Here is a 26,604-nt window from a genome sequence, read left to right as displayed (position 1 = left end):
TTTATTTAAAATTTGAAGAATGATGAAAAACTCAAACCAAAACAACGATTGGTCTGATGTATTTGTACATCTAGATCCTAGCGCTCAGCCGCATTATCTTAGCGCAATCGAGCACTCTGCCCGTGAATTATCAGCGATGTTTACCGCTGTTGAGGCGCCGTATTCAGGGCTAGAACCAGCAGCGTTGAATGAGCAAATCATGGCAATGCCAATTGGTAAAACGCCGATTGCGCCGCTTGCTGAAATCATTTCAAACAATGTTAACGTTATCGGTAAAAACTCGATTATTGTCCAGCATCCGCATTGTATTGCCCATCTACACACGCCACCGTTAATTCCAGCACTGGCAGCTGAAACCATTATTTCTGCGTTAAACCAATCAATGGATTCATGGGACCAAGCATCTTCTGCTACCTACGTAGAACAGAAAATGACAAATTGGTTGTGTGAACTATTCGGTTATAACCTTGAGCAGTCTGCGACTAATAATGGCGCTGATGGTGTGTTTACCAGTGGTGGCACGCAAAGTAACTTAATGGGCTTGTTGCTGGCACGTGATCGTGCTGTTGAGCAAATATCCGGTGAAAGTGTTCAGAAAGACGGTTTACCAAGTTACGCGAAGAAATTACGTATTTTGTGTTCGCAAACAAGTCATTTTACTGTGCAAAAATCAGCCTCGTTAATGGGCTTGGGTGAACGCGCAGTGATCACGGTCGCGACTGATGAATTTGGTTGCTTAGACATGAACGCACTAAATACCACGATTGCAGATCTTCAGTCTCAAGACTTGATGCCATTTTGTGTTGTGGGTACAGCAGGCACAACCGACCTTGGCGCGATTGATGACTTACAAGCGATTGCGGCAATCAGCGAACAACACAATATGTGGTTCCACGTTGATGGCGCATACGGCGGTGCATTGATCTTGAGTTCACACAAAGAACGTTTGGCGGGAATAGAACTGGCTGATTCGATCAGTACCGATTTCCACAAGTTGTTCTTCCAACCGATTAGCTGTGGTGCATTGTTGATCCGCGATAACCACAACTTCAAATATCTGCTGCATCATGCTGACTACTTAAATCGTGAAACTGACGAACTACCAAACTTGGTGGATAAATCAATTGCGACAACCAAGCGTTTTGATGCGTTGAAACTGCTTATGTCTATGCAAGCGTTAGGTACTGATAAATTTGGTGCGATGTACGATCACCTTATCAGCCTGACTCAAGATGTTGGTGCGTTAGTCACAGCGACAGACAAGTTTGAACTGCTAGCACAACCGCAATTAAGCACTGTGTTATTCAGATACAACCATCTGTGCAAAAACAACGAACTATCTACAAACAACAATGACGTCAGTATTGAGCATGAAGAACAAATCAGCATGATTAATCAACGTTTACGTTTAGATTTGCTAACAGCAGGGCAAGCAGTATTAGGCGAAACCAAAATTAATGGTTACACCTGCCTAAAACTGACCATCTTGAACCCATGCTTGCAGTTAAATAATTTTGAAAGCTTGTTTAGCAAGATCGCTGATTTTGCTAATGAGCAAGCTTACGTAAAGTAAGCCGATAGCAAATAAATTGAATTACATTGGTTGGCATTTCTCGAATATGCCAGCCATTTACTAAATAACAAAAGAATAAGATTAAGGAATAGATATGTCTGTATTACAAATTGGTGCTGGTGGTGTTGGTTGGGTTATTGCGCATAAATGTGCTCAAAACAATGACGTGTTTGGTGACATTACAATCGCATCACGCACTATCGCTAAATGTGACAAGATCATCACCAGTGTTCATCACCGCGATAACTTAAAAGACAAAACTCGTAGCTTAGTATCACGTCAAATCAACGTAGATAACAAAGATGAGCTAATTGCATTAATCGAAGAAGTAAATCCTGATTTAGTCATTAATGCCGGTCCTCCGTGGGTTAACGTAGCAATTATGGCTGCTTGTGTAGCGACTAAAACCGCTTACCTAGACACATCTGTAGCAACTGATTTATGCAGCGAAGGTCAGCAAGTACCTGAAGCTTACGATCCACAATGGGCATTCCGTGACGACTTCGAAAAAGCTGGTATCACAGGTATCCTAGGCGCTGGTTTTGATCCAGGTGTAGTAAGCGTATTCGCAACGTATGCATACAAGCATTTATTCGATGAAATCGACAGCATTGATGTTATGGATGTAAACGCGGGAGATCACGGTCAACGCTTTGCAACTAACTTTGATCCAGAAACAAACATGTTAGAGATCTTAGGCGACTCGTTCTATTACGAAAACAAAGAATGGCATCAAGTGCCTTGCCACAGCCGCGTAATGGAATTTGATTTCCCTGTGGTTGGTCAGCAAAAAGTTTACTCAATGGCGCACGATGAAGTACGTTCATTAGCAGAGTTTATTCCGGCAAAACGTATTGAATTCTGGATGGGTTTCTCGGATAACTACCTTAAATACTTCAACGTAATGCGCGACATTGGTTTGTTAAGCCAAGTGCCAGTTACAACAACTGACGGTATTACGGTTGAACCACTGAAAGTATTAAAAGCGATCTTACCCGATCCAACATCACTAGCTGAAGGTTACACGGGCAAAACATGTATCGGTACATGGGTTCGTGGTACTAAAGCGGGCAAGCCACGTAGCGTATTCGTTTACAACATCTGCGACCACGAAGAAGCATACCAAGAAGTTGAGCATCAAGCGATTTCTTACACAACTGGTGTTCCTGCAATCACGGCAGCACTACTTTACTTCCAAGGTAAGTGGAGCGAAGCTGGTCTATTTAATGTAGAGCAGTTAAACCCAGATGACTTCTTAGAATTGATGCCACGCATTGGTCTAACATGGCAAGTTCAAGAGCTGGATTGCGAGTAATGTCGGCAGTTAATACAACTGTAACAGGGGCGCTTAATGCGCCGCTGAAAACACCTTATTTTATGATCCATGAAGATAAACTGCTGCGTAATCTTGAGATCTGCAAGCAGTTAAAAGATCTATCGGATGTGAAATTGGTATTAGCATTGAAGTGTTTCTCTACATGGGGAACATTCGATACCATTAGCAAATATTTAGACGGTACAACCAGCAGTGGCCCGTATGAAGTGCAGCTAGGCCATGAGACGTTTCCCGGTGAAACACATGCTTACAGTGTGGGTTACAGCGAAGATGACGTGATAGCGGTACGTGATATTGCCGATAAGATTATCTTTAACTCGGTATCACAGCTTGAGCGCATGCAGCCTCTGTTATCTGCTTCAAGCAGTGTTGGTTTGCGCATTAACCCTGAAGTGAGTTATGCAGGGCAAGATCTCGCAGATCCTGCACGTGCTTACTCGCGCTTAGGTGTTAAAAAAGCGGGGCTAACAGCTGAAACTGTCGCTAAACTTGATGGTTTGATGTTCCACATGAATTGTGAAAACAAGGACTTTGTTGCTTATAACACCATCCTTAACACCATTTCACAGCAGTTTTCAGCGCACCTAGATCAAGTATCTTGGGTGAGCTTGGGTGGTGGGTTGTTCTTCACTTATCCGGGTTATCTGGTTGCTGAATTAGCATTAGCGCTTAAAGCCTTTGCTGAAAAACACCAAGTGCAGTTATATCTTGAACCGGGTGAAGCGGTTATTACGGATACCACTGACCTTGTGGTATCGGTATTAGACATCGTTGAAAATGATAAGAAAACGGCAATCGTAGACAGTGCAACTGAAGCACACCGTTTAGACACGCTTATCTATAACGAGCCTGCGAGTTTTTCTGAAGCAACGCCTGAGGGGGAACACCCTTACATCATTGGCAGTTGTTCATGTTTGGCGGGGGATATATTTGGTGAAGCCAATTTCCCACAGCCATTACAAATTGGCGATCGTCTAACCATTAAAGATTCAGCCGGTTACACCATGGTGAAATTGAATTGGTTTAACGGCCTAAAAATGCCAAGCATTTATTTTCAGCGTGTCGATATCGATGGTGTTCAAGGACATATTGAAAGCCTGAATCAATTTGATTATCAGGATTTCAAAGCGACCTTAGGCAAAGCTTAATCTTGCCGAGTGTCAGCAACAATATGAATGATACCTTTCACAAGGTGGCAATTATGAATAAAAGATCAAAGAAGGTTGAAAACGACGTGAGCGAAGTTTTAAATTATGTGACTGAAATGAATAACGATAAACCAGTGACGCGCGCAGCAATGCCTAGCGCGTTAAACTTGGATTCGTTTCTTAGTCAGCCAGCACGTGTGCTAGCGACTAATAGCTATTTACAACGCCAAGAACAACGTGAGTCAAATGCTCGCAGTTATCCGCGTCGTTTGCCATTGGCGTTAAAACGCGGCCAAGGTATCTTTGTTGAAGATACTCAGCAACAGATCTTTATTGATTGTTTAGCTGCTGCTGGTACGTTGGCGTTGGGTCATAGCCACCCCGATGTAACAACTGCTTTGATAGAAGCTGTGCAGTCAGAAATACCAATGCAAACACTGGATCTGATGACGCCAGTTAAAGATCAGTTTATGACACGGTTGTTAGCATTATTGCCGGGCAATATGGCTGCAAATGCACGTATTCAAATGTGTAGCCCTTGTGGTTCAGATGCGGTTGAAGCAGCTTTAAAACTGGCTAAAATTGCCACGGGTCGTCGTTCTGTACTGGCATTCTCGGGTGCTTATCACGGCATGACGCATGGCGCGTTAGCCATGATGGGTAACTTAGGGCCTAAATCAGCCTTGAGCATGACGGGCGCGGATGTGCAAATCATGCCATTCCCGTATGCACCTCGCTGTCCCTATGGCTTAGGTGAGACCGGTATTAAAGCCAGTCTTTACCAGCTAGAAACAATGTTGACAGATCCTGAATCTGGCGTTGCTAAACCGGCAGCAATAATTGTTGAAGCAGTGCAGGGCGAAGCGGGGTCATTACCAGCAGACCCAACATGGCTTAAAGGTTTACGTGATATTACTAAGCGTCACGGCATTGTGCTTATCATTGATGAAATTCAAGCGGGTATGGGTCGTACGGGTAAAGTTTTTGCATTTGAACATGCAGATATTGAACCAGATGTGATTGTGGTGTCTAAAGCCCTTGGTGGCGGTCAACCGCTAGCTGCAATTGTGTATCACAGTGATTTTGATAAATGGAATCCAGGTGCGCACGCGGGTACATTCCGTGGTAACCAGCTGGCAATGGCGTCTGGCATGGTGGTGATGCGTCACCTTGCGGAAAACCAATTACATTTGCATGCAGGTGCGATGGGCGCTAAGTTAAAACATGACTTAGAGGCTATTAACTCTGCCGTTATTGGCGATGTTCGTGGCCGTGGTTTGATGTTAGGCATCGAGATTGTTGAGCCTAATGGTGAACGTGACGTACTCGGTAACTTGCCACAAGACGGCATTCGCGCAAAAGCGATTCAACAAGCTGCACTGAGTCGTGGGCTGATTATCGAATTAGGCGGCCGTTTTGGTTCGACTATTCGCATGTTACCACCGCTAATTATTCAACCTGCAGAGATTGATGTGGTTGTGGCAATCTTAACGGATGCCATTAACTCTGTTGCTTAGCTGATAAATAGATAACAATTCAACGCATAATAAAAAGGCCTTTAGTACTGTATAAAACAATGCTAAAGGCCTTTTTTGTGGCTGTCATCACTCTTTTACAAAATCCGAGTTATAAGATGATATTGAGAATCATTACAATATGGTGTTAGTATACTTGATTGTCTTTAAGCCAGAGTTAACGGATTTGACTAGTATAGTGCCAGTTCTACCACCTAAGTTACTATTATATATTTTAAAATCAAAGAATTATGGTGTTGAATATCAACCTATCGTAGCGCTTGATACGCTTGAAGTATTTGCTTATGAAGCTTTATCTCGTTTTTATGATGATAAAAATAATCCCATTGCCCCAGACCAAGTATATAGGGCTTTGCATCACAACCCGCTGTCATTATTTCAGGTGGAATTAGCACAGAAAAAATTACAGCTTCAACATGCCCCAAAAAATTTCAAATTATTCGTTAATTTAGATCAAGATTCATATTTTGCTTATGGCGATGATATCGCAGAGTTGTCGATAACAACGAAAGAGTTGAATCCTTTCATTCGGTTGTTTTTAGATCATAGTGATAATGAAGTAATTGTAGAGCTAATTGAAAATTCTGAGATAAACGATGCCAAAATGAGTCTCAACATGATCAAGTTAATGGCGTCATACAATATAAGAACGGCAATTGATGATGTCTGTAACGAACAGTCTATGCTTTCAACAGCGGTATTAGAGCAAGTTAATTTTATAAAGTTTGATCGTTTTGTGGTATTGAATAAACATAACGCAAAATTTTTATTGTTGATTAAAGCCCTGGTTGCTTATGCTGAAGATACGGGCAAGAAAACAATTTTGGAAGGCGTTGAAACAGATGATGATCTGGCGTTTGCAAAAGCTTTAAATATTGATTATGTTCAAGGTTTTCTATTTAAACCGCAGTTTATATCTAGGCGTAGTGTCGGCCCTTGAACGAGTCAAGAGCCGAATAAACGACATACATAAGTATTTAAATATGCGGTATTATCTTAATTTAAACTGACCAACAATCGCCACTAACTGTTCATTTGAACTTGCTAGATCACGCGTACTGTCCATGGTTTTTTCACCATTTTGGGTCAGTTGATTAACCATGCCTTGGATCATTGTCATGTTACGGTTGATTTCTTCCGTTACTGAACTTTGTTCTTCGGCAGCTGTGGCAATCTGAATACCTAGATCATTGATTTGCATGACAGAGCTAGTCATCGAATCAAGGTTATCATTAACGCTTGCAGTGGTTGCGGCCGTTTTTTGACAGCTAGCCTTAGTGATATCCATTGCTCGTACAACTGTATCGGCACCATTACGAAGACGTGCTAACATCTCGTTAATCTCAGAGGTACTTTGCTGTGTGCGTGCCGCAAGCGTACGTACTTCGTCAGCAACAACTGCAAAACCACGACCTTGCTCACCAGCGCGTGCAGCTTCAATTGCCGCATTCAAGGCAAGTAGGTTAGTTTGGTCGGCGATTTCGCCTATCACACTTAATACCGTACTGATCTTGTGGGTATCTTCATTCATGGTTTGAATGTTAAGAGCCATCGCTTCAACTTCATTCACTAAGTCTGCAACACCGTGTACAGCACCTTCAACCACTGTTTTTGATTGATGTGCTTCATCTGCAGATTGCTGCGTAAAGGTCGCTGATTGCGCTGCATTTTGAGCAACACTGTCAGCAGTTGAACTCATTTCAGTTACAGCGACTACAACTTGATCAGTCTCACTTGCGTGATCAACCAGTACTATATTATTGTGTTCAGTTTGCGATCTTAATTGCTCAATACCAGATGAAATATGATCTGTTGATTGGGATATCTCTAGCATCATCTCTTGTAAGTTGATCACGAATCGATTTACTGCTTCAGCGATCTGACCTAGGTCATCATTGCTGTTTACAGCCAGTCGCTGTGTTAAATCTGCGTTACCTTGGGCAAGGTCAACAACCGTTGATTTTAATGCCAGAATTGGGCGGTATAGCTGGTTAAGTGCAACATAAACGATAGCGGATGCTGTAATGATAAGTAGTAGGGCACCAAATAGGCTTTCTTCTAACAGTTCTTGCGCTTGCGCGTAATGCGCTGATTTATCGATTGTTATTAGCAGGTGCCAGTTCATAGAATCATCAAGTTCAATGCTCTCAAAGTAACTCACTTTATCAGCACCATTAACAGAGAAGTTTGTTACACCTTCATCTTTACTCAACATTTCTTGTTGCAGTTGCGCATAACCCATATCGTCAGCTAATTTACTTTGACCCGGGTTATTGATTTGCATCGTTGAGGCGATAGTCGTACCTTGGTTATCGTGTAAGCTGGTAACCGCATTCGCAAATGCTGAATCACGCACCATATCATTTAACACACCTAGCTCGATATCTGCCAGTAGTACACCTTCTAATTGACCATTTTTATAAAACGGCGCAGCAATACTGATAAGCAGTTGTTTGGTTAATGCATCTTTATACATTGCCGTTACAATAGTGCTACGCTTTTGCTTGGCTAAGGTATACCAGTCACGTGTGCGAGGATCATAATTTGCTAAATCTCGCTTACCACTTGCGGCGCCATAAGAGCGTCCATCAGCAAAACCCACCACAATATCACTGGCCTTTGTTGCTGCGGTGATTTGTCGAACCATTAAAAGTAACTGCTCGTCACCACGCACTTGTGCAAAATCAGGTGCTGTTGCTGTCAAACCTTCTTTAATGGTTTGAAACCAAGTGTTAATTTTTTCTGATGTCGTGTCTACTTTTACTATAGAGTAATCATTGATACTACTCGACATCGAAGAAGATAACTGGCGGTAAGAAAAGAAGTTAGAAATAGTTAAGGTTGTTATTAAGAGTAAAATAACGACAGAGATTATTCGTCCTTTAAAACTTGATAGAAAATTCACGTGAACATGTACCCTTTAATGGTTGTAGATGTTGTTATTTGTTTAATCTTTCAACAAATAGTTGGTTTTTAGTAATTTTTTGCTCATCCTAACATTCATATGAAAGCTGGGGTAGAGTTTTGTAAGCGTTTGTAGCGTAAAGTTGGTGCGAAGTATTTGGTTAATAATAAATAATCAAACTTTATCGCTATAAACTGACATAAAATAATATAAAGCCTGATATTTTATCTTAATGCTTTACTTGGGGTTGAACTCCTTACTTGAATTTGACACTGCATTTGAGCTCTGACTGTTAACTATTGTGGCGCTAATCGTCTTTGGTATACGATAAAAATCAAAGACGATAGCAGGTTAGCGGTTAAGTTAGCTCAATTTAAATTGTGCAACAATCGCGACTAATTGCTCATTAGAACTGGCAAGCGTATGGGTACTGTCCATAGTCTTTTCGCCATTTTCAGTTAACTGAGAAACCATATTTTGTATCATGGTCATATTACGGTTTATTTCTTCGGTGACAGAACTTTGTTCTTCGGCGGCGGTGGCAATCTGAATACCAAGATCATTAATTTGCATCACTGAACTGGTCATCGAATCAAGACTGTCATTGACACTGGCGGTGGTATCGGCAGTTTGCTGACAGCTCGACTTCGTTGCATCCATCGCTTTAACGACAGTATCTGCACCGTTGCGCAGTCGGCTTAGCATTTCGTTAATCTCAGAGGTACTTTGCTGTGTTCTTGCGGCAAGCGTTCTAACTTCGTCAGCAACAACGGCAAAACCTCGGCCTTGTTCGCCTGCACGCGCCGCTTCAATTGCAGCGTTTAGTGCCAGTAGATTAGTTTGATCTGCGATCTCACCGATCACACTCAGTACTGAACTGATTTTATGGGTATCTTCATTCATGGTTTGAATGTTTAACGCCATTGCTTCTACTTCCTTCACTAAATCTGCAACACCACTGACAGCACCTTCAACGACATTTTTAGACTGATGCGCTTCATCCGTCGATTTTTGCGTAAAGGTTGCACTTTGCGCTGCGCTTTGAGCAACGCTGTCTGCAGTCGAACTCATTTCTGTTACAGCAACAACGACCTGATCCGTTTCACTTGCATGATCGATTAATACGGTATTATTGTGCTCTGTTTGTGAGCGCAGTTGCTCAATGCCTGTCGAGATATGGACTGTTGATTGTGATATATCTAACATGATGGTTTGCAGGTTGATAATGAAAGTATTCACGGCTTCGGCTATCTGGCCCAAGTCATCTTTACTGGTTACTTCTAAGCGCTGTGTTAAATCACCATTACCTTGTGCTAGGTCTTGGACTGTTGATTTTAAAGCAATAATTGGCTGGTAAAGTCTATTAAGGCAAACATAGATTAACAACGCGACGATCAACGTCATAATCGCAGCTGTTATTAACGAATCTTCTAAGTTGTCAGCAATAATAGCGTGGTGTGCTTCTTTATCAAGTGTGACTAAGATATGCCAGCTTAACTGCTTGTCGAGATCCACTGATTCAAAGTAACTCACCTTTTCTTTACCGTTAACGATATGGGCTAATTTACCTTTTTTATCAGCCAGCATTTGCTGTTGCAGGTCTACCAATACGTTATTATCTGCAAGCTTAGATTTACCTGGATTTTCAATTGTAGCCGTAGACGCAATTGCGGTACCTAATTCATCAAATAAACTGGTCGTGGCATGATCAAACGCAGATGACCTAACAATGTCTTCGAGGATATTTAATTCAATATCAGCAAGTAGTACACCAGCTAGTTGTCCGTTCTTATAGAAAGGTTCGGCGATACTAACCAATAAGTTTTTAGTTAATGCATCTTTGTACATTGGGGTAATAATGGTGCTGCGTTTAAGCTTGGCTTCTTCATACCAACCACGTGAACGTGGATCGTAATCTTCAACGTAGCGTGTACCTGTCATGGCACTATATGAACGACCATCTTCAAAACCAACTAAGATATCTGTTGCTTTCGTTGCGGCGTTAATTTGTTGAACCATCAAATTAATTTGCTCATCATTACGCGCTGCAGCAAAATCGGGTGCGGTGCCAACCACACCATCTTTGATTGTTTGAAACCATGCGTTTACTTTTTCGGATGTACTACTGACCTTCAACGTTGAGTACTTGTCTATGTCACTTTTCATCGATGTAGACAATTGGCGATAAGAAAGAAAGTTTGATATTGCTAGTGTCGTGATGAGCAGTAACATAATTACTGTAATTATCCGGCCTTTAAAACTTGATAAGAAATTCACGTGGGTACATCCTTATTAATAATTAAAATTGAGAGTATGAACTCGCGTTATACCGCGATAACACTATCGCAATTATGTTGTTATTAGCTTATCGGCTGGAAATTGTAATATCGCATTTAAAGTTATCAATAAGTGATCTTGATCGCGTAAATATAACGAGTATAACCATTAAGTAATAAATTCTGATATAGGAGAGGAGGGACGGCTATACGATTTAGAGCTGTTATGTTAACGAAGGCTAAACAAGAAAGGCAATGTTGACCCTCATGATAAGAAGGCCAACACATGTCATAAAGGGCGGGTTACTTCAGTTTGAACTTACTTACTATCGTCATTAAATGCGCATTGTTATTGGCCAAATCATGCGAGCTAGTGAGGGTTTTATCACTGTTACTTGTTAACTGATAAACCATTGTTTGGATTGCTGTCATATTACGGTTAATTTCTTCCGTTACAGAACTTTGTTCTTCAGCAGCGGTAGCAATCTGAATACCCAAATCATTAATTTGTAATACCGATTCAGTCATTGAGTCTAGACTGTGATTGACACTTTCTGTTGTTTCGGCTGTTTGTTCACAGCTTGATTTTGTCGTATGCATTGCTTTGACAACCGAATCAGCACCATTACGCAATCGCGTTAACATGTCATTAATCTCAGATGTACTTTGCTGTGTTCTCGCCGCTAATGTTCTTACCTCATCAGCAACAACAGCAAAGCCACGGCCTTGTTCACCTGCGCGGGCAGCTTCAATCGCGGCGTTTAATGCAAGCAAGTTAGTTTGGTCAGCAATTTCACCTATGACACTGAGTACAGAACTTATCTTATTGGTGTCCTCATTCATGGTCTGGATACTTACTGCCATCGCGTCAACCTCAGTAACTAGCTCGGCCACACCATAGACTGCGCCTTGAACCACTTTTTTTGATCGCTTGGCTTCATCTGTTGATTTTTGTGTAAAGGTAGCAGACTGGGCTGCACTTTGAGCAACACTATCAGCTGTCGAGCTCATCTCGGTGATCGCAACAACAATTTGCTCGGTTTCACTCGCATGATCTAGCAGGACATTATTATTATGTTCTGTTTGTGAACGCAGTGCGTTAATGCCATCGGATATGTGCTCTGTTGACTGAGATATTTCTAGCATCATACTTTGTAAATTAGCGGTAAATTTGTTTACTGCTTCAGCTATTTGACCCAAATCATCGTTACTATGTACTTTAATTCGACGAGTTAAATCGGCGTTACCTTCAGCTAAATCTACGATGGTATCTTTTAACGATAGGATAGGTTGATATAAATGGTTTAACGCCACGAAAATGATAATGCAGGCTAAGATGACAAGGATAAGTCCAGTGATAAATGCGCTATCTAAACTTTCGGCTATTTCGATAAAGTGTGATGACTTGTCTACTGTGATCGCTACTTTCCAAGAAGTATTATCATCTAGGTTCAATGTCGCGAAATAAGCAAGCGTTGTTACCTTGCCTTGACTAAATTCAAACGTGCCTTGTTGGTTATTTGTAAGCGTGTTTTTAAGTGGTGTAAATACGGCATTAGCAGAATCCAATGGTTTGCCTACAACTTGGCGCTTATCTGTTGACGCGATCGTCATGCCTGTCATGTCATATAAATTAAGCGTGGTATGTTTAAACGTTGAATTTTGAATAAAGTTACTGACAGTCTCTAAGCGAATATCAGCTAATAGCACTCCAGTAAATTGGTTATTATAATAAAAAGGTTCTGCGATACTGATCATCAACCCACCGGTTGTCGCATCACTGTAGATCCCTGTTATAATTGTCGAGCCTTTTTGTTTAGCGTCTTTATACCAATCGCGAACTCGTGGATCATAACTTTCTAAACTTAACTTACCGTCTATCGCGGTAATGGCTGTACCGTCTTCATAAGCGGCCAAGATGTCATTGGCGTCGGTAGCGAGAGATAATTGTTTCACCATAAGCAATAACTGTGCATCATCACGTGGCATTGCAAAATCTGGTGCGGTAGTTATAAGGCCTTTTTTAATACTTTGAAACCAGCTATTTACTTTATTTGCGGTACTATCAACTTGTAAGTGTGAATATTTATCAATGTTACCTACAATAGAGGTAGATAATTGTCGATAAGAAATAAAACTAGCAATTACCAGCGATGAAATAACAAGTAGCATTACAACTGTAATGATACGTCCTTTAAAACTAGATAAAAAATTCACGTTACTTAATCCTTAAGAACATTATTCGATGGTATGTTTATGGAGTGATACAAGAGCGCGGGATGATAGCTATAAGGCTATTTATTGTATATTTGTTTATATAATAAGCTGTATCTAGATCACCTTTATTGATAAATTTTTTATAGTTTATTCTATGATTGTAAGGAATTGGTTCTTTAATGACCACTTGTGGTTTGATAGCTAGTTTTATTGTTCTTTATATATGCTTATTTAGGTGTGTTGTTTTATGTGTTTGCTGAATTGATTATCGAATAATGCTGCTTAATTGAACTAAATCACCATGAAAGTAAAGCTAAGTAATATTGTTCGACAGTTATAATTAATCACTATACGCTCCTCAAGTTTTAACCTTCCATCTTCAACCTATGGTCCTCTATTTATGAAAACTATCTTTAAGCCGCTGTTATTCTTGTTTGTTTCTTTTTTTGCTCTTGCTGGTTGCAGTGACGACAACAATCCAAAAGAAGGCAATCAATATACAATTATCCCGATGCCAATGGCTGACTTACCGGATGTTGTCGAAATTTTCTCGCTTGCCTGCGGAAACTGTAAGAATATGGAATCTATGATCCCTGCAATTGAAGATATGTCTAAAGTAGATATTGCTAAAACCCATGTTACCTTTAATGAAAGTGCTCAACGTTCAGCTTACGTTTATTATGCGGCAGCCATTCAAAATGACGGCAAACCGAGCGCCGAGATGATGGCTGATTTATTCGATTATACCCAAAATGGTGCTGGTGCCGATAACCATGATCATGGCGCTGGTGAAGAGAAAGAAGAACCGGCTGAAGCGATGACTCCAGCACAGAAAAAAGCACAGATGATTGCAATCTTTGCAAAATACAATATGAAGAGCCCAATTGATTTAAGCGAAGCTGAACATGAGTCGGTATATCAGAATATGATTGCAGCGGAAACGGTTGTGACTAACTCGAATATTGCATCAGTACCTGCTTTTCTTGTCAAAGGTAAATACTTGGTTAACTCAGGCGCGCATAAAACATTGGAAGATCTAGCTGCAACAATTTCATATTTGAACAGTTTAGATAAATAACCTCAAATACAACTTATTGTATTTATTCTAAAAGGAGTGGTAGCGATACCACTCCTTTTTTGCATGCGAAAGCCGGTACACTGCTATTGGAATGTTATACTGCAGATGAAAGTTTAACTGAAATATTACGTGAGCTAAATACGCTTTAACGTCTGATTTGAATAGGTAAGTTCTAATTAAAGCGCATTTATAGGCATTTTATATACTCGATTGTTTGTTTTGTTTACTAGACTCACTGTATTGATGGAGTCGAATGGTATTCGTAAATGTTAAAAACGTTTAATAATTGTGCCCATGAATGGCTTATTTCATTAACCGAAGCGGAAGATGAAGTGCAGCTTGAGTTTAGGCTAATGGCGTCAATGACAGCTATCTTAGGCACGAATAAAGTGGCTGTATTTGTCAGCAAAAAAGAGATTGCTGAACAACAAGTCACACTGATCTCTGATAACTTAACCCTGTTAGACTTTACTCCCGAAACAATCACTCACCTCTACCAAAAACTACAAGATAATAAGGTCCATACCTGTTTGCGATCGCAAATAAGGATCAGCTATATCCCCATCTGTCATTGTGACGCTGTCATTGGTTTTGTTGTTGCTGTGCATGCAAGTCGTGATACTTTAGATATAAAGCAATTTGCTACGGCCGTTAACGTATTGCACATTTATGCTAATCAACAACACGTGTTACTTAAAAGCCGACTTGACCCACTTACCGAGTTACTTAACCGTCAAACCTTTGATAACAAACTGATGAAGGTGATCACGGGGCATGATTATAATGAGCGCCGCGGCCAAATTGATGAACATTGTTCTTGGTATCTTGCCATGTTGGATATTGATAACTTTAAGCAGGTGAATGATCAATTTGGACATGTTATTGGCGATGAGGTATTAATTTTAATTGCTCGCTTAATTAAAGTTAATTTTCGTAGCCAAGATTATATTTTTCGTTATGGCGGTGAAGAATTTGCAGTACTGTTTAAGTGTGCGGAAGAAGATACAGCTGTACATATATTAGAGCGTTTAAGGGAGATGATTGCTGAGCATATATTTCCACAAGTCGGCAATATTACGATAAGCAGTGGTTTTACCGAACTACAGAGTTCAAGTCTCTTATCAACTCTCGTTCAACAAGCGGATCGTGCTTTGTATGACTCCAAACAGTCTGGGCGCAATAAGGTGACAAACTTTAGAAATATTGAGCATCTACACAACATAGAATGTGTCGTTGAGCATAAACACAAATTGTTTTAATAAACTGATCGAAATACGCTTTATTGCCATTCAATTTATTGAAATAAAAGTTAAACCAAAGAAAGCATCTATTAATTATGTTTATACATGAATTAACGGATGCTTTAAATGCTCATCTAATGTGCATATACATGTTGATAATGTTCAATGCCCATTTCTGATACCAGCACTTGTGTTGCTTGTGCATGGCTCATCTTGGTTTCTGCTTTTTCAACTAATGTCATCGCTGCAATATCAGCCAATCCAAATCCCGCTAAGTTTAAATTAATTAACACAGATTGCAGTGGCGATAGTGACGGATTAAAGGCGGCGTTTTCAATATAGCGACCAGTAATTACGGTGCCTGTTGTTGTTTTTATCGCAATACCTGCATGGCAATGGCTATAAGGCGCGTAGCTTGTATTCGCCGCTTGCAATGCTGCTTTAGCAAGTGCTGATTGTTTATCTGTATTAGACAATGTTAACTGTACGGCATCAGCTGCAAGTAGGGGAGCGGTAACACCTAAGTCAATTGGACCAAATGAATCAGGTAGCAATACCGATAATGGTTTACTGCCACTAGTTGCAAGATTAACAATTAACTCATTCGCGCAGCTCAATTCATTCATAAACTGGCGGCAATGGCCACAAGGACTTGCGGTAATCGTGATATCTAATATTGCGGTTTCATGATGACTAAATACATTGTTAATAGCGGCTTGTTCAGCATGAACACTATTAAATAACGCTTGATTAGTAAATTCATAATTGGCACCAAAATACAGGTTGCCCGATTCAGCTCGGGCAATTGCGCCGACATTAAAATCAGATATTGGTGCGACAGAGTAGGCTGCTGCAAGGGGTAATAAACTGAGTAATAATTCAGGAGTTTCTAATGCAGAATGTAGCTGTAATAGATCCACATCTTCAGCGCTAATAACACCTTTAAAATCAGGTTTAGAGATTATAGGTAGCACATGACTGTGAAGTGATACTGGTAAGCGTGAAAGTGCTTTAAGGAGGTTTTCTTTCATAAAATTGGCCTTATTAAAAAGTGGCACTGAATAGAGAATAAAATTCTATCTGAGTGCCACTTTGCAACTAAAACCGACTTATTACAAGGATAAAGCTCTCAATTATAGAACTTTTAGTACTAAACCGTTTAGATAATAACCTTCTGGGTAGAAGCTAGCCGTTGGGTGATCCCCTGCTTGTGATAAACGCTCTACGATGTAAGCGTCACGACCTGCATCTAGTGCTGCATCAGCAACGATTTTTTGGAATAAACCGTCTTCCATTAAGCCTGAACATGAGAATGTTAACAGTGTGCCACCAGGCTTAAGTACTTGCATTGCTACGAAATTAATATCTTTGTAACCACGGCAAGCACCTTTCATTTGTGCTTTGCTTTCGGCAAATTTAGGCGGATCAAGAATGATAGTATCAAAGGTACGACCTTCTTCACGGTATTGGCGTAAAATTTTGAATACGTCAGCACGTTCGAAAGAAGCGTTTGATAGGTCAAGTTCGTTGTGCTCAGCATTACGTTTTGCAATATCTAGCGCAGGCTGTGATAAATCAACGTTAGTGATTGATTTAGCGCCAGCTTGTAGTGCGTAAACACCGAAACCGCCAGTGTAGCTGAAGCAGTTCAGTACGTCTTTGCCTTTAGCATATTTTGCTGCAGCTTTACGGTTGTCACGTTGATCAAGATAAAAACCAGTTTTGTGACCACCTTTAATATCAACTTCAATTTTAACACCGTTTTCTTCGATGATAACTGCTTCTGGTGGCTCTTCACCTTTAAGAACGCCTTGTACTAATTCTAGGCCTTCTTTTTTACGTACTGCTACATCTGAACGTTCGTAGATGCTGCATTCAGGGTAAAGTACGCTTAATGCTGCAACTAATGTGTCACGGTGGAAATCGGCACCCGCTGATAATAGCTGACATACTAAGAAGTCGTTGTAACGGTCAATCGTGATACCCGGCAGGCTATCAGATTCCGCCGCGATTAAGCGGTAGCCAGTTAGGCCTTTTTCTGCGATTAATTCATCACGTAGTGATTGTGCTTGTTTGATGCGTTTTTCAAAGAATGCTTGGTCGATTGCTACGCCACGATCGTAATGCCATACTCGTACACGGATTTGAGACTCTGGAGAGTAACTACCCGTTGCTAGCCATTCGCCGCCAGCACTCATGATATCAACAGTGCCGCCAACTTCTACTTCGCCTTTTACTTTCTGTACTGCGCCAGAGAAGATCCACGGGTGTTTACGTTTAAGTGCTTTTTCTTTGCCTTTAGCAAGGATAATTTGAGCTGTCATTTCAATCTCTTATCGTTATAAATGTAGTGATACATCATAAATACTAAAGGGACCCAGTGTGAGTCCCTTTAAAAGTCAGTTGTAAAATAGCTTAAATCGCCATTCGATAACTGAGCTTAATTACATTACACGCATGCCAGGTTCAGAACCTTCATCCGGGTTTAGTACGAAGATGTCGCTGCCGCCAGGGCCTGCAGCAAGTACCATGCCTTCTGACATACCAAACTTCATCTTACGGGGTGCTAAGTTAGCTACCATAACCGTTAAGCGACCTTGAAGTTGCTCTGGTTCGTAAGCTGATTTGATACCAGCAAATACTTGACGCGTTTCACCGCCCACATCTAAGGTTAGCTTAAGTAATTTCTTAGCGCCTTCAACATGCTCAGCTTTCACAATTTTAGCAATACGTAAGTCAACTTTTGCGAAATCATCAAATGCGATCATTTCACCAATTGGCTCTTCTTTAAGGTGCTTGTCAGAAGCAAGGTCAGCAGGCGTTTCTTCAACTACTTCTTTCTCTTCTTCAGCAACCACTAAGTTTTGCTTCGATGCTTCAACCATCGCTTCAACTTTGTCCATTTCAACACGTTGCATTAACGGTTTGAACTTGTTGATCTCGTGGTCTGTTAATACTGTTTTGTAGCTTTCCCAGTTGAATTCATCGTTTAAGAATTTTTCAACTTCAGCAACCATTTCTGGTAATACAGGTTTCAAGTAAACCGATAAGATACGGAATAAGTTGATGCCCATAGTACAAACAAGGTGCGCTTCTGCTTCACAGCCTTCTTGTTTGATTAATTGCCACGGTGCTTTATCAGCAATGTAAGCATTTGCTTTATCAGCTAATGCCATAATTTCTTTAATTGCTTTGCTGAAATCACGTGTTTCGTAATATTGCGCAATGGTATCGCCAGCAGCAACAAACTCAGCAAGTAATTCAGGTTCTGAAATTTCGCTTGCTAGTTTTGCATCAAAACGTTTGTAGATGAAACCTGCAGTACGGCTTGCCAGGTTAACTACTTTACCCACAACGTCAGAGTTTACGCGCTGAGCAAAATCTTCAAGATTTAAATCTAAATCAACAATCTTGTTGCTTAGTTTAGCTGCGTAGTAATAACGTAGGTATTCTGGGTTTAGATTGTCTAAATAAGTACGCGCCATGATAAATGTACCGCGTGATTTAGACATTTTCTTACCGTTAACAGTAACAAAACCGTGTGCAAATACGCCAGTCGGTTTACGGAACCCCGTACCTTCAAGCATTGCAGGCCAGAATAGGCTGTGGAAGTTAACGATGTCTTTACCAATGAAATGATAAAGTTCAGTCGTTGAGTCTTTTTTGAAGTATTCATCAAAATCTAGGTCGTCGCTACGATCACAAAGATTTTTAAAGCTGCCCATATAACCAATTGGCGCATCTAACCAAACGTAGAAGAATTTACCTGGTGCATCCGGGATCTCGAAACCAAAATAAGGTGCATCACGGCTGATGTCCCACTGCTGTAGGCCCACTTCAAACCATTCTGCAAGTTTGTTAGCGATTTCTTCTTGTAATGTACCAGAACGTGTCCATTCTTGTAACATCTCGCCAAATGCAGGCAGGTCGAAGAAATAATGCTCAGAATCTTTAAGAATTGGTTCAGCACCAGATACAACAGAACGAGGTTCGATTAGATCGGTTGGAGAATAAGTTGCACCACAGTTGTCGCAGTTATCGCCGTTTTGATCTTCGCTCTTACATTCTGGGCAGATGCCTTTAACAAAACGATCAGGTAAGAACATTTGTTTTTCAGGATCAAATAGCTGTGAGATTACACGTGTTTTGATATGACCATTGTCGCGTAAACGCGTGTAGATCATGCTTGCAAGTTCACGGTTTTCATCACTGTGCGTTGAATGATAGTTATCAAAACCAACATTGAAATCAGCAAAATCTGCCATATGCTCAATTTTAGTTTGCGCGATCATTGCTTCCGGCGTAATGCCGCGCTCTTGCGCTTTAAGCATGATTGGCGTGCCGTGGGCGTCATCTGCACATACATATGTACATGTGTTGCCACGTTGCTTTTGGAAACGAACCCAGATGTCAGTCTGGATATACTCAAGCATATGGCCTAAGTGAATAGGGCCATTGGCATAGGGTAATGCGCTTGTTACTAAGATTTTGCGTTCTGATGTCATAAAAATCTGATTCATCTTGTGGTTAAAAATAAAGTTATCCGATGTTACCTGATACGGCTTATAAAGCATAGATGTTAGGCTAAAAACCCTGCTATTTTTAGCGTATTTATTTGTGATCCTTTGCTTTATGATTGATATTGTAGATTAATAAAGTAGAAATGCTTAAAAGCTAAACACTTACAACCTTAAATTAAGAGGCGGTTATGGATATTGCAAAGATCACTCAGCTTGTTGGTATGTTTCAACCTAAAAATTGGTTAAAAAATATCGCCGACACTAATGTATTAGAGACAATTAGCCACCAGAATGGCTGTGTTGAGATCCAGATACGTTTACCGTTTCCATCATTAGATTTTGAAGACGAAGTAAAAACTAAGTTAGAGCCAAAAGTCGCATTAATAAAAGGCGTTGAAAGCGTCAATTGGTTGATAAAATTAGATGTCGCGACACTTGCGCGTTGTAATGAGGCTCCTGCTATCAATGGTGTTAAGAATGTTATTGCTGTTGCATCGGGTAAAGGTGGGGTAGGCAAGTCAACGACCACTGTTAATACCGCATTAGCCTTGGCTAAACTCGGCGCCAAGGTCGGCATCATGGATGCGGATATTTACGGGCCATCAATTCCGCTTATGCTCGGTGTGAGCGAGTCTCGTCCAGAAGCATACGATGGTAATACCATGAAGGCGATCAATGCCCATGGTTTAGCCGTTAATAGTATTGGTTTTATTGCGCTAAATGATCAAGCGATGATTTGGCGTGGTCCCATGGCGAGTAAAGCATTAATGCAGCTGTTGGGCGAAACCCATTGGGGCGAACTTGATTACCTGTTTATTGATATGCCACCGGGCACGGGCGATATTCAATTAACATTAAGCCAAAATATTCCAGTAACCGGTGCGCTAATCGTATCAACCCCACAAGATGTGGCATTGGCTGACGCAGCGAAAGGCATCAGCATGTTTAGGCAAGTGAAAGTGCCTGTATTGGGTGTGGTCGAAAATATGAGTACCCATATCTGTAATAACTGTGGACACGAAGAGGCAATTTTCGGCACGGGTGGTGTGATTAAAATGGCAGCGCGTTTTGATACAGAATGTGTCGCGCAGTTACCGCTACACATTGACCTACGTGCGGATATTGACGCGGGTAAACCAACGGTTGTTGCGCAACCTGACTCTGCCTTTTCAGCCGTTTATGCGCAATTAGCAAGTGATATTGTCAGTAAAATGTTCTTTCAAACGCACACAATATCGACAGAAATCCCAATTAAGCTAACCTAATATCGTTATTGTTGTAAATTAATAGGTGTTTTCTAACTTATTATAGGTATTTTCTAACTTATTATAGGTATTTTTATGTTTACTCTAGAATGACGGACTATAAATTTCTATAATAACGGGGTCTTAAGCCCTAACGGATCATTTAATTAATGAATAATACATCTAACTCTTGTGTGATCATCGCAATCGCAGGTGCTTCTGCATCTGGAAAAAGCTTACTTTCTTCAACAATCTACAATGAGCTTGTTGCTGAGTTCGGCGAATCACAAATTGCTGTAATTACCGAAGATTGTTATTACCGTGATCAAAGTCACCTCGAGATGGAAGACCGAGTTAAAACAAATTATGACCATCCACAAGCGATGGACCATAAATTATTGTGCAGTCATTTACAGGGTTTGAGTGATGGCAATGCAGTGGAAATTCCAACGTACAGCTATACAGAACATACGCGTATGGCTGAAACGACTAAATTGACACCAAAGAAAGTGATCATTTTAGAAGGTATCTTATTACTGACAGATCCAGCTATCCGTAACATTATTCACGCAAGTGTATTTATGGATACACCGTTAGATATTTGTTTCGTTCGTCGTTTACAACGTGATGTTGCTGAACGTGGCAGAACAATGGAATCGGTAATTGAACAATATAATGATACTGTTCGTCCTATGTTCTTACAGTTCATTGAACCATCAAAACAATATGCAGATCTTATTGTTCCGCGCGGTGGTAAAAACCGTTTTGCGATTGATACATTAAAAGCAAAAATTTGTCAGCTATTAGTGAGAACTAATAACAGCTAACACAGCACCTATTAAAGAGAGAAAACATGCGCCTGTGCGACACTGATATTGAAAAATACTTAGATGATGGTCGAATTTCTATCGAACCAAAACCTGATCAAAGTAAAATTAGCGGCGTAAGCGTTGATGTTACTTTAGGTCATGAATTCCGAGTATTCCAAGCACATAATGCGCCTTACATCGATTTGAGTGGCCCGAAAGAAGAAGTCGCTACCCAACTTGATAAAGTAATGAGCGATGAAATCGTGGTACCTGACGGTGAAGCTTTCATTTTACACCCAGGTGAGTTCGCGTTGTCTGTTACGTTTGAAAAAGTAACGTTACCAGCAGATATTGTGGGTTGGTTAGATGGACGTTCGTCATTAGCGCGTCTTGGTCTTATGGTGCATGTAACTGCGCATCGTATTGATCCTGGCTGGTCTGGTCGTATCGTACTTGAGTTTTATAACAGTGGTAAATTACCGTTAGCATTACGTCCGAAAATGACGATTGCAGCGCTAAACTTTGAAACACTGACTGCACCTGCTGCGCGTCCTTACAATCAACGTAAAGATGCTAAGTATAAAAATCAACATGGTGCTGATTCAAGTCGTATTAACCAAGACGACAATAGTAATCAAAGCAACTAGTATTAACACGACTAGACACTGATTGACTGAATACCGTTAATGATACCGCTAGTATAAAGACAAAAATCCCCAGCACGCTTGTAGTGATGGGGATTTTTTTCGTTTAGATTATTAGTGTTTTCTATATTTTAATATTGATTAAAATATCAGATGAGCAACACCGGTAATAATCGGCAATGTTATGATGGTACGTAGTACGAAAATAATAAACAAATCGACGATGTTTACCGGTATTTTACTGCCTAACAGTAATGCACCAACTTCAGACATATAGATAAGTTGCGATACTGATACACCCGCAATAATGAATCGAGTCATATCGCTTTCCATTGATGTCGCAAGAATACTTGGTACAAACATATCAGCAAAACCAACCACTAACGATTCAGATGCTAGTGCAGCTTCTGGTACATTCATGAAATCAAGGTAATACATAAACGGTTTACCAAGCACGGCAAACACAGATGTGTACTCAGCGATAAGCAAACCAACAGTACCGATAGCCATTACCACAGGTAAGATACCAAATACCATATGCGTTGCATTTTTCAGACCTTCGATAAATACTGTGCGGTATGATGTTACTTTTGATGCACGATCAACGGCTTGGTCAATGCCCCATGAAAAAACCGTGTGTCCAGTAGGAATTGACTCTAAATCGTGTTTTTTTGGTGTGCCGTCAATGTAGATATCTTTTTTCCAACATAGCGGTGGTAGCTTCGGCACGATGATTGCCGCAACGATGCCTGATAAGGTAATGGCGAGGTAGTAAGGTAAGAAGTATTGCTCTAAATTAACTTGTGCAATAACAACGAGGCTGAAAGTAATCGATACCGCCGAGAACGTGGTACCAATAACAGCCGCTTCACGTTGAGTATAAAACTTCTCTTGGTACTGTTTATCAGTTAATAAGATACCCACGCTACCGTCACCTAACCAAGAAGCAATACAGTCAACTGCTGAGCGCCCTGGCAGATTGAATATTGGACGCATGATTTTGGTACATAACGCGCCACATAATTCCAGCAAACCAAAATTAAGCAGTAGGGGCAGTAACAAACCGGCAAAGATAAATACCGCGAATAGCGTTGGTAGTAAATCGTTTAGCACTAGGCCACCGGTATTTGCATTCCAAATATATTCTGGGCCAACTTGAAAAATGGTCGCTATAGTAAAAGCGCAACTAACAATTCTGACTATTAGCCAAAGTGGTGTTGGAATAAACAATTCTTTAAGGAACGCCCGCTCCGTTATAAATGCCGGTTTAAGCAGAACGGCTAATGTTGATGCCAGCGCCATGAATGTAATGATTACTGTGATGATGTTGAGCAAGTAACCATCCAACAACGCAAGTAAAGACTTGGCTAGAATAGCCACTGGTATCGTCATCTGACCTTCATAACTCATCGGTGTCATGAATAAGAATAAGCCGATTAACGAGGGCAATAAAAATCGCAGTAGTGATTTATTACCTGAGCTGGTTTGATTGGCATTTTGTGGTGATTCTGCGCAAACGTTATTATCTTTCATTAAATTGTTCCCTTTTTTATAGCGTGAGAAACAGCATCAAGTGAGGCTGGTATTCATCACTAAATATTCCATATTCAATCTTAGCTAAGGTCATAAGCTATCGAATCATCATTAATCCGATGAATTAAATCCTGATATCTTATTTCAGCGCGATTTAAAACTCTGTTATGACCGTGATTGCTGGGGATAGTAACTGCGAATATACATGTGAGAAACATATTATTAACACCATGTGCCGAGTGTCATAAAAATAAAATAATTCATAGCATTTTAAGTGTCATGGCTCACATAAATAGACTTTAAAAATGAATTATTGTGTTGATTACTGTGTTTTTTCTAGATTTATATATCGATAATCAATAGATATGCAGTAATAGTGATTGCAGATGCGCATTGTGGCTGTATTAGTGAATAATAACTAGATGATAGCATTCACATTATGTTGACTTTTTAAGCGGATTGTTGGTTTTCGGCTGAATTTTATTATTTAGTCGTTACAATTAATGCTAAGTCGGTGTGCTTTTTGTTTATCTTTCTGCGCTTATACTAATTACATGATATTCTTAAGGCAGATAGCATAAACATCACATGTAATACGTTGTTTTAGCTGATTAAGATATATTTCTATTAAGGTGGTTTCAGGATGAAAAAAATACTTCTTAGTATTGGTGGGCTCATTGCTATTCTTATTATCGTGGGTGTCGTTGCGATTAAGTTTTTAGTTAATGAAGAATTAATTAAAGATAACTTGGTTACACAAGCCAAACAGTTCACTAAGCAAGATGTTGCAATTGAAGGTGATTTGAATTTAACTTTCTATCCACAGATTGGTTTTGAATTAGGGGAAGTAACGTTATTTAATAAGCCTGAATATGCAGACTCAAAACAAATAGAAGTAAGTAGTGTACGTGCTTCTGTTGAACTAATGTCACTATTTACTAAGACAATCGTAGTAACCAATGTGGAAGTCGACGGTTTTACAGTCAATATAGAAACACTGGCTGACGGCCGTAATAATATGGACGAATTGTTAGCCACATTAGCCCCCTCGGAAAAACCATCATCAAACGGAGATATTCAAGCGATTGAAGTCACACCTAAAGCGGACACAGCCAAAAGTGATTATCAGTTTATTGTTAAAGGTGTAAATATCACTAACGCACAATTATCGTTAAATAACCGTCAAGATGGTACTTATCATAAATTGTCTGACAGTAGTTTAAAGGTGGGGGAGTTTGCTTTTTCTAAACCTGTGGACATTGTGTTATCCGCGAATTATCGTTCTAACGAGTTAACGGCTAAATTAAATACCAGCTTGACGCTGACGGTTGATGAACAGCTTAATGAAATAAAGTTAGCCCAGCTTGATAATAAACTCGCATTAACAGGCGAGTCATTACCACGTCCTGAAATGAATATCTCACTACAAGGTGATATGACATACGATAATACGCATAAAACCATGACATTAGCAGGACTTAAATTAGACGTTGATGAACTTAATATCACGGGTGATTTGTCAGCTGATATATTTGAAAAACCGAGTTTAGAATATAACCTAGCAATGAATACCCTGGTTGTTGATGATTGGTTACCTAAGACTGCAGCTGCGAATGATAATACTGCTGCGAAAGGCACTGCTAGTACTAAAAAGGGCGCAGCGAAACCTGCACCTGAAGTTGAACCTGACCTGAGTGCATTATCAAGTGTGAATCAAAAAGGCACATTAACCATTACTAAAATTAAACAAGGCGCATATGTCTTGGATAATATTAAACTGCAAAGTGAGTTAAAAGACGGTGTATTCCAACTCACGAAACTATCTTCAGATCTATATGAAGGTAAGTTAATGGTTAAAGCGTTATTAGACAGCAACAAAAAACCAGCGACGTTCAATTTGAACAGCACGCTAGAAAAAGTACAGTCAGAACAATTAGTCACAATCGCCGCGGGTAAGAAAATGTTAACTGGGTTAGTTGATGTTGACGTGCGTGTAAGCGGTAAAGGCCTGACCATGACTAAACTTAAATCTGCAACCAAAGGTACAATTAATACCAGCTTCACTGACGGCGCGGTATTAGGGGTTAACGTGGCGCAAGAAGTGCGTAAAGCCATTGCCATGTTTAGTAAAAAACCAGCTAAGGAGTCAGCTGATGAAGCCGAGCAGACAGACTTTAGCGCCATGGTAGCAAACTTTAAACTGGGCGGCGGTAAGTTAACATCAACTAAGATTGATTTGGCTTCACCTGCAATCAAGGTCGATGGTAAAGGTTATGCAGACTTAATGCGTGAGAATCTTGATTTTACTTTCAATGCATCGGTAGCTGAGAATATTGGTGGTCAATCGAGTTCAACAATGAAAGCAGTACGTGATTTACGTCTGCCTATTGATGTAAAAGGCAGCTTTGCAGCGCCGAGTATTAAGTTTGATTTTGGTGATATCACTGAGCAAGTTCTCGAGCTTGAAAAAGATAAACTAATTGATAAATATCTTGGTTCAGATGAGAAAAAAGACAAACTTAAGGAAAAGCTATTTAAAGGGTTT

Annotated in this window: 18 protein-coding genes; 11 read left to right on the top strand and 7 right to left on the bottom strand. The window is 40.3% G+C overall.

The annotated features are described in order from the left end of the window. Positions 1-19: 19 nt before the first annotated feature. From QNK26_RS09530 to QNK26_RS09510, 5 genes are all read left to right on the top strand, one after another. Positions 20-1,573: an aspartate aminotransferase family protein gene (locus QNK26_RS09530; protein ID WP_319222490.1), complete on the top strand. Its 1,554-nt coding sequence runs from the start codon at positions 20-22 to the stop codon at positions 1,571-1,573. A 94-nt stretch (positions 1,574-1,667) separates the two neighbouring features. After that, on the top strand, positions 1,668-2,888 hold the full coding sequence (locus tag QNK26_RS09525; RefSeq protein WP_319222488.1) for a carboxynorspermidine synthase: 1,221 nt from the start codon (positions 1,668-1,670) through the stop codon (positions 2,886-2,888). After that, entirely contained in the window at positions 2,888-4,057 is a 1,170-nt protein-coding gene (nspC, locus tag QNK26_RS09520; RefSeq protein ID WP_319222487.1) for a carboxynorspermidine decarboxylase, read from the top strand. The genes QNK26_RS09525 and nspC overlap by 1 nt, the downstream gene beginning before the upstream one ends. A 53-nt stretch (positions 4,058-4,110) precedes the next feature. Then, positions 4,111-5,574, top strand: coding sequence for a diaminobutyrate--2-oxoglutarate transaminase family protein (locus QNK26_RS09515; RefSeq protein ID WP_319222486.1), 1,464 nt, complete (start codon positions 4,111-4,113; stop codon positions 5,572-5,574). Positions 5,575-5,728: 154 nt separating this feature from the next. Continuing rightward, positions 5,729-6,532 (top strand): EAL domain-containing protein, encoded by an 804-nt coding sequence (locus tag QNK26_RS09510; protein WP_319222485.1) that lies wholly within the window; start codon positions 5,729-5,731, stop codon positions 6,530-6,532. Positions 6,533-6,583: 51 nt separating this feature from the next. On the opposite strand, the gene QNK26_RS09505 is transcribed toward QNK26_RS09510, so the two are convergent. From QNK26_RS09505 to QNK26_RS09495, 3 genes are all read right to left on the bottom strand, one after another. After that, positions 6,584-8,497, bottom strand: a complete 1,914-nt coding sequence (locus QNK26_RS09505) for a methyl-accepting chemotaxis protein (RefSeq protein ID WP_319222484.1) — start codon at positions 8,495-8,497, stop codon at positions 6,584-6,586. Positions 8,498-8,860: 363 nt separating this feature from the next. After that, a complete protein-coding gene (locus tag QNK26_RS09500; protein ID WP_319222482.1) occupies positions 8,861-10,774 on the bottom strand; it encodes a methyl-accepting chemotaxis protein in 1,914 nt (637 codons plus the stop codon). Positions 10,775-11,076: 302 nt separating this feature from the next. Continuing rightward, a complete protein-coding gene (locus QNK26_RS09495; RefSeq protein ID WP_319222481.1) occupies positions 11,077-12,990 on the bottom strand; it encodes a methyl-accepting chemotaxis protein in 1,914 nt (637 codons plus the stop codon). Positions 12,991-13,390: 400 nt separating this feature from the next. Here QNK26_RS09495 and QNK26_RS09490 point away from each other — a divergent pair, with 400 nt between their 5' ends. Both QNK26_RS09490 and QNK26_RS09485 read left to right on the top strand, forming a co-directional pair. Further along, a complete protein-coding gene (locus tag QNK26_RS09490; protein WP_319222480.1) occupies positions 13,391-14,068 on the top strand; it encodes a thiol:disulfide interchange protein DsbA/DsbL in 678 nt (225 codons plus the stop codon). Positions 14,069-14,334: 266 nt separating this feature from the next. Further along, positions 14,335-15,327 carry a GGDEF domain-containing protein gene (locus QNK26_RS09485; RefSeq protein WP_319222478.1) on the top strand — a complete coding sequence of 331 codons (993 nt, stop codon included), beginning with the start codon at positions 14,335-14,337 and terminating at the stop codon, positions 15,325-15,327. Between the two features lie 116 nt (positions 15,328-15,443). Here the strand turns inward: QNK26_RS09485 and cdd are convergent, their stop codons facing one another. The 3 genes from cdd to metG all read right to left on the bottom strand — a co-directional run bounded on the left by cdd (position 15,444) and on the right by metG (position 19,814). Then, positions 15,444-16,340: a cytidine deaminase gene (gene cdd / locus QNK26_RS09480; protein WP_319222477.1), complete on the bottom strand. Its 897-nt coding sequence runs from the start codon at positions 16,338-16,340 to the stop codon at positions 15,444-15,446. A 102-nt stretch (positions 16,341-16,442) separates the two neighbouring features. Next, the gene (locus tag QNK26_RS09475; RefSeq protein WP_319222475.1) at positions 16,443-17,633 is read right to left on the bottom strand and encodes a class I SAM-dependent methyltransferase; all 1,191 of its coding nucleotides are present in this window, start codon (positions 17,631-17,633) and stop codon (positions 16,443-16,445) included. Positions 17,634-17,753: 120 nt separating this feature from the next. Next, positions 17,754-19,814 (bottom strand): methionine--tRNA ligase, encoded by a 2,061-nt coding sequence (metG, locus tag QNK26_RS09470; protein ID WP_319222473.1) that lies wholly within the window; start codon positions 19,812-19,814, stop codon positions 17,754-17,756. A gap of 203 nt (positions 19,815-20,017) precedes the next feature. On the opposite strand from metG, the gene apbC reads away from it, so the two are divergent. The 3 genes from apbC (at position 20,018) to dcd (ending at position 22,529) form a co-directional block, all read left to right on the top strand. Next, a complete protein-coding gene (gene apbC / locus QNK26_RS09465; RefSeq protein ID WP_319222467.1) occupies positions 20,018-21,094 on the top strand; it encodes an iron-sulfur cluster carrier protein ApbC in 1,077 nt (358 codons plus the stop codon). A 149-nt stretch (positions 21,095-21,243) separates the two neighbouring features. Continuing rightward, on the top strand, positions 21,244-21,900 hold the full coding sequence (gene udk / locus QNK26_RS09460) for a uridine kinase (RefSeq protein ID WP_319222465.1): 657 nt from the start codon (positions 21,244-21,246) through the stop codon (positions 21,898-21,900). 26 nt (positions 21,901-21,926) lie between these two features. Next, positions 21,927-22,529, top strand: coding sequence for a dCTP deaminase (gene dcd / locus QNK26_RS09455; protein WP_319222464.1), 603 nt, complete (start codon positions 21,927-21,929; stop codon positions 22,527-22,529). A 138-nt stretch (positions 22,530-22,667) separates the two neighbouring features. On the opposite strand, the gene QNK26_RS09450 is transcribed toward dcd, so the two are convergent. After that, positions 22,668-24,059, bottom strand: a complete 1,392-nt coding sequence (locus QNK26_RS09450; RefSeq protein WP_319222462.1) for a YjiH family protein — start codon at positions 24,057-24,059, stop codon at positions 22,668-22,670. Positions 24,060-24,702: 643 nt separating this feature from the next. On the opposite strand from QNK26_RS09450, the gene QNK26_RS09445 reads away from it, so the two are divergent. Further along, positions 24,703-26,604, top strand: a 1,902-nt coding sequence (locus QNK26_RS09445) for an AsmA family protein (protein WP_319222460.1), incomplete at its 3' end; no start/stop codon positions are given.

It is taken from the genome of Moritella sp. (assembly GCF_033791185.1).
Classification (GTDB): Bacteria; Pseudomonadota; Gammaproteobacteria; order Enterobacterales; family Moritellaceae; genus Moritella.
The sequence above is the reverse complement of the archived record's forward strand: the minus strand, read 5'-3'. Positions and strand labels throughout refer to the sequence as shown.

Coding starts and splice junctions, on each gene's coding strand:
- QNK26_RS09530 (WP_319222490.1), top strand. CDS start 20: ATGATGAAAAACTCAAACCAAAACAACGATTGGTCTGATGTATTTGTA.
- QNK26_RS09525 (WP_319222488.1), top strand. CDS start 1,668: ATGTCTGTATTACAAATTGGTGCTGGTGGTGTTGGTTGGGTTATTGCG.
- nspC (WP_319222487.1), top strand. CDS start 2,888: ATGTCGGCAGTTAATACAACTGTAACAGGGGCGCTTAATGCGCCGCTG.
- QNK26_RS09515 (WP_319222486.1), top strand. CDS start 4,111: ATGAATAAAAGATCAAAGAAGGTTGAAAACGACGTGAGCGAAGTTTTA.
- QNK26_RS09490 (WP_319222480.1), top strand. CDS start 13,391: ATGAAAACTATCTTTAAGCCGCTGTTATTCTTGTTTGTTTCTTTTTTT.
- QNK26_RS09485 (WP_319222478.1), top strand. CDS start 14,335: ATGTTAAAAACGTTTAATAATTGTGCCCATGAATGGCTTATTTCATTA.
- cdd (WP_319222477.1), bottom strand. CDS start 16,340: ATGAAAGAAAACCTCCTTAAAGCACTTTCACGCTTACCAGTATCACTT.
- QNK26_RS09475 (WP_319222475.1), bottom strand. CDS start 17,633: ATGACAGCTCAAATTATCCTTGCTAAAGGCAAAGAAAAAGCACTTAAA.
- metG (WP_319222473.1), bottom strand. CDS start 19,814: ATGACATCAGAACGCAAAATCTTAGTAACAAGCGCATTACCCTATGCC.
- apbC (WP_319222467.1), top strand. CDS start 20,018: ATGGATATTGCAAAGATCACTCAGCTTGTTGGTATGTTTCAACCTAAA.
- udk (WP_319222465.1), top strand. CDS start 21,244: ATGAATAATACATCTAACTCTTGTGTGATCATCGCAATCGCAGGTGCT.
- dcd (WP_319222464.1), top strand. CDS start 21,927: ATGCGCCTGTGCGACACTGATATTGAAAAATACTTAGATGATGGTCGA.
- QNK26_RS09450 (WP_319222462.1), bottom strand. CDS start 24,059: ATGAAAGATAATAACGTTTGCGCAGAATCACCACAAAATGCCAATCAA.